The organism is Streptomyces murinus, from assembly GCF_002154555.1.
GTDB lineage: Bacteria > Actinomycetota > Actinomycetes > Streptomycetales > Streptomycetaceae > Streptomyces > Streptomyces murinus.
Genome location: NZ_MUNF01000557.1, coordinates 1 through 4,754 on the forward strand (window position 1 = coordinate 1; position 4,754 = coordinate 4,754).

At 69.6% G+C, this 4,754-nt stretch carries 5 protein-coding genes; all 5 read right to left on the reverse strand.

All coding sequences use genetic code 11. From position 1 onward, the window contains the following. Positions 1-82 precede the first annotated feature (82 nt). Complete coding sequence (locus CCN72_RS29595; RefSeq protein WP_078967253.1) at positions 83-1,456, reverse strand: NAD(P)/FAD-dependent oxidoreductase; 1,374 nt, start codon at positions 1,454-1,456, stop codon at positions 83-85. Between the two features lie 444 nt (positions 1,457-1,900). Further along, the gene (locus CCN72_RS29600; protein WP_086811053.1) at positions 1,901-2,842 is read right to left on the reverse strand and encodes a Ppx/GppA phosphatase family protein; all 942 of its coding nucleotides are present in this window, start codon (positions 2,840-2,842) and stop codon (positions 1,901-1,903) included. Continuing rightward, the gene (locus tag CCN72_RS29605) at positions 2,839-3,378 is read right to left on the reverse strand and encodes a DUF501 domain-containing protein (protein WP_085565091.1); all 540 of its coding nucleotides are present in this window, start codon (positions 3,376-3,378) and stop codon (positions 2,839-2,841) included. Before CCN72_RS29605 ends, CCN72_RS29600 begins: the two co-directional genes overlap by 4 nt. 66 nt (positions 3,379-3,444) lie before the next feature. Then, positions 3,445-3,921 carry an FtsB family cell division protein gene (locus tag CCN72_RS29610; protein WP_037653718.1) on the reverse strand — a complete coding sequence of 159 codons (477 nt, stop codon included), beginning with the start codon at positions 3,919-3,921 and terminating at the stop codon, positions 3,445-3,447. Between the two features lie 151 nt (positions 3,922-4,072). Further along, a partial coding sequence (gene eno, locus CCN72_RS29615; protein ID WP_279630294.1) for a phosphopyruvate hydratase occupies positions 4,073-4,754 on the reverse strand: 682 nt, incomplete at its 5' end.

Consider the following 4,754-nt stretch of genomic DNA (forward strand, 5'->3'; position numbering starts at 1 on the left):
GACGCACGACCCGAAGGACCTCCCGCACCACGGATGGCGGAAGGTCCTTCGGGTCGTGCGTCGAACAGCGGCTGACCTGGGGTCAGGAAGCCTTGGCCTCGGTCTTCGCGGCGGCGACCGGCGCCGGCTTGGCGGCCTCGTAGAACTCCTCGCGGGGGTTCTCCATGGCGCCCAGGGACACGACCTCGCGCTTGAGGAACATGCCCAGCGTCCAGTCGGCGAAGATGCGGATCTTGCGGTTCCAGGTCGGCATCGCCAGACCGTGGTAGCCACGGTGCATGTACCAGGCGAGACGGCCCTTGAGCTTGATCTTGGTCTTGCCCAGGACGATCATCGCCACGCCCTTGTGCAGGCCGAGACCGGCGACCGCGCCCTTGTTGGCGTGCTCGTACTCCTTCTGCGGGAAGCCCCGCATACCGGAGACCACGTTGTCGCCGAGGACCTTGGCCTGGCGCAGCGCGTGCTGGGCGTTCGGCGGGCACCAGGCGTTCTCGTTGCCCGCCTTGCGGCCGACGAGGTCCGGCACCTGGGCGTTGTCGCCCGCGGCCCAGATGTAGTCGGTGCCCTTGACCTGGAGCGTGGGCTCGCAGTCGACGTGGCCGCGCGGGCCGAGGGGCAGACCGAAGCGGGACAGGGCCGGGTTCGGCTTGACGCCGGCGGTCCACACGATCGTGTTGGAGTCGACCTCGAGGCCGTTCTTGAGGACCACGTGGCCGTCGACGCAGGAGTCCATGGAGGTGGAGAGGTAGATCTCCACGCCCCGGCTCTCCAGGTGCTCCTTGCCGTACTGGCCGAGCTTCGGGCCGACCTCGGGAAGGATCTTGTCCGCGGCGTCCACGAGGACGAACCGCATGTCCTCGCGGGAGACGTTCTTGTAGTACTTGGCGGCGTCGCGGGCCATGTCCTCGACCTCGCCGATGGTCTCCGCACCCGCGAAGCCACCGCCGATGAAGACGAAGGTGAGCGCCTTGCGGCGGATCTCCTCGTCGGTCGTGGAGTCAGCCTTGTCCAGCTGCTCCAGGACGTGGTTGCGCAGGCCGATGGACTCCTCGATGCCCTTCATGCCGATGCCCTGCTCGGCGAGGCCGGGGATCGGGAAGGTACGGGAGACCGCGCCCATGGCGATGACCAGGTAGTCGAAGGGCAGCTCGTACGCCTCGCCCACGAGGGGGGCGATCGTGGCGACCTTGCGGTCCTGGTCGATGGTGGTGACCCGACCGGTGAGGATCTCCGCCTTCGGCAGCACGCGTCGCAGCGGGACGACGACGTGGCGAGGGGAGATGCTGCCGGCGGCGGCTTCGGGGAGGAAGGGCTGGTAGGTCATGTACGACCGGGGGTCGACGACCGTGACGGTCGCCTCGCCGTAGCGCATCTTCTTGAGAATGCGCCGAGCTGCGTACAGGCCTACGTACCCACCGCCTACTACGAGGATCCTGGGACGCTCCGTGGTGCTCATGGCATCGAGTATCCACCCGCTCAAGGGGGGTGGCTCGTGCGCCCCTTCACAAGGTTCTGGAGGGGCTGTGCTAAACTCCGCGGCCCGCGTGACGCAGATCATGTCGCCGAGGAGGAACCGCGAGGCGGTTCGTACCGTTGTCAAGGCCGTGTGAGCTGCTGGTCCGGGTCTTCGAGGTGATCGTAGAGACTCCGGGGCGGCCCGTGGAACCCCTCCTTCCGGCCATCTTTGCGCGCCTCATCTGAACATGTTCAAACGGGTTTTGACCCCCCGGAAGGGCCAAGTGGCCCCCTTCGGAAAGCAGTCAGGACCCATTTCCTTGTGAAGAACTTCACGAAGGTTTCCGCCGGGGTGCGAACGAGGGGCCCCTGGGGGCCCCTCGAAGTCGCTCAAACGTTATCCGACCTGCTCAGCCGGATGCTACTGACGGGTAACAAAAGAGAGCTACGCCACCGACCAGGCGATGCCGTCGAGGATGTCGTGCTCGCTGACGACGACCTCCTCGGCGCCCGTCCGCTCCATGATCGCGAGGAGCACCAGGGAGCCCGCGCCGATGACGTCGACGCGGCCCGGGTGCATGGAGGGGATGGTGGCGCGTTCGGCGTGGGTGGAGTGCAGCAGGTGCTCGGTGATCTCGCGGACGCGGGCGCGCGAGACCCGGGAGTGGTGGATGCGCGCGGAGTCGTAGTCCGGCAGGTCCTGGGCGATCGCGGAGACCGTGGTGACCGAGCCGGCGAGGCCGACCAGGGTGCGTGCCTCGCGCAGCGGGACGGTCTGCTCGGCCAGGTCCAGCGCGGCCTCGATGTCGGCGCGGATCGCGGCGATCTGCTCCTCGGTGGGCGGATCGGAGACCTCGCCGCCGTGCACCAGGTGCCGTTCGGTCATCCGTACGCAGCCGATGTCCACGGAGCGCGCGGCACGCACCTTCTCGTCGCCGACGACGAACTCGGTGGAGCCGCCGCCGATGTCCACCACCAGATAGGGCCTGGCGAGATCCGTACGGCCGGTGAGCTCCCGGGTCGCGCCGGTGAAGGAGAACTCGGCCTCCTGCTCGCCGGTGATGACCTCCGGCTCCACCCCGAGGATGTCCAGCACACCGCGCACGAAGTCCTCGCGGTTCTCGGCGTCCCGGGAGGCGGAGGTGGCGACGAAGCGCAGCCGCTCGGCGCCGTGCTCCTTGATGATCCCGGCGTACTCGCGGCACGCGGCGAAGGTGCGCTCCAGCGCCTCGGGGGCGAGCCGGCCGGTGCGGTCGACACCCTGGCCGAGCCGCACGATCGTCATCCGGCGGTCCAGGTCGACCAGTTCGCCCGTCGCCGGGTCGGCGTCCGCCACCAGCAGCCGGATGGAGTTCGTACCGCAGTCGATCGCGGCGACCCGGGTCACTGCGCCTCCCCTGCGGGCTCCTGCGCGAGCGTCACGCACGCGCCCTTGCGCCACCACTCGGGCAGCATCGCGATCGCCTCGTCGCCGAGCGGGTTGACGCCGGGTCCCGCGGCCAGCGAGTGGCCGACCAGGACGTGCAGGCACTTCACCCGGTCCGGCATGCCGCCCGCGCTCGGGAAGCCCGCCAGGACCTCGATCTCGTCCCGGCGCCGGATGTAGTCCTCGTGCGCGGCCCGGTAGGCGGCGGCCAGCTCCGGGTCGCTCTGGAGGCGCTCGGTCATCTCCTTCATGACGCCGTTGGCCTCCAGCGTGCCGATGGCCGAGGCGGCCTTGGGGCACGTCAGGTAGTACAGCGTCGGGAAGGGGGTGCCGTCGGGCAGGCGCGGCGCCGTCTCCACGACGTCCGGCTGACCGCACGGGCAGCGGTGCGCGATGGCGCGCAGGCCCCGCGGGGGGCGGCCGAGCTGCTGCTTGAAGGCCTCGACGTCCGCGTCGGTGGGCTCGGTGCGCGGGGTGGGCGGCGGAGGGGTTTCCATGACTGCTTTCAGAGTGGCTTTCTGTGGGTCACCGGCCGGAGAGCCGGATCACTGGTCGGGGCCGGATCACTGGTCGGAGGCGTCGGACTTGTCGACGCCGTCCCAGATGTTCGTGTACCAGGGCCGGTGGGCGGCCTTGAGATCGGTGCGGGACTGCCGGGCCGCGCCCGGGTCGACCACCACGTACCCGGTCTCGCCGGGCATCACATAGTGCAGACGTTTGCGGATCTGCTGCTCGGCATAGGCGTCGTCCTGCCAGCGCGCCTTGAGGTCGCGCAGCTGTTCGACTCGCTTGCGGGCATCGGTCTGCTGCCGCTGGAGGTCGGAGATCTGGGCGCGCTGCGAGACGTACTGCCGCATCGGGTAGGCGAGCGCGACCACCAGCGAGCACAGCACCAGCGCGAGCAGCGCGGCGCGGCCGGTCAGCCGGGAGCGGCGCGCCTGCCGCTTGGTCTGCGAGCGGTAGACCCGGGCGGCCGTCTGCTCGCCGAGCAGCCGCAGCCTGGTCGCGGTGGAGAAACGGTCCCGGTCCCTTGCGGCCATGTCGGCTCTCCGCCTCCCCTTTCACGCCCTGCTCGGGCGGTCGCACACGTGCGTACGTCCCCGGACACGGTACGGGACCGGGTACGGGGACGTACGTACGACTGGCCAAGAGGTGGCCCGGGGTGGGCCGGCGCCTCAGCCCTTGCGGTACTTACTGGTTCGCGGAGCGAAACCGCGGGAAGGCGCTGCGGCCGGCGTACACCGCGGCGTCGTCGAGGATCTCCTCGATGCGCAGCAGCTGGTTGTACTTGGCGACGCGCTCGGAGCGGGCCGGGGCGCCGGTCTTGATCTGGCCGCAGTTGGTGGCGACGGCCAGGTCGGCGATGGTGACGTCCTCGGTCTCACCGGAGCGGTGGGACATCATGCACTTGAAGCCGTTGCGCTGGGCCAGCTCGACGGCGTCCAGGGTCTCGGTCAGCGAGCCGATCTGGTTGACCTTGACCAGCAGGGCGTTGGCGGAGCCCTCCTCGATGCCGCGGGCCAGGCGCTCGGGGTTGGTGACGAACAGGTCGTCGCCGACGATCTGGACCTTGTCGCCGAGGCGGTCGGTGAGGACCTTCCAGCCGCTCCAGTCGTCCTCGAACAGCGGGTCCTCCAGGGAGACCAGCGGGTAGGCCGCCACCAGCTCCTCGTAGTACTCCGTCATCTCGGCGGCGGAGCGCTCCTTGCCCTCGAAGAGGTACTTGCCGTCCTTGTAGAACTCGGAGGCGGCGACGTCCAGGGCGAGGGCGATCTGCTCGCCGGGCGCGTAACCGGCTTCCTTGATGGCCTCGAGGATCAGGTCGAGGGCCTCGCGGTTGGAGCCGAGGTTCGGGGCGAAGCCGCCCTCGTCG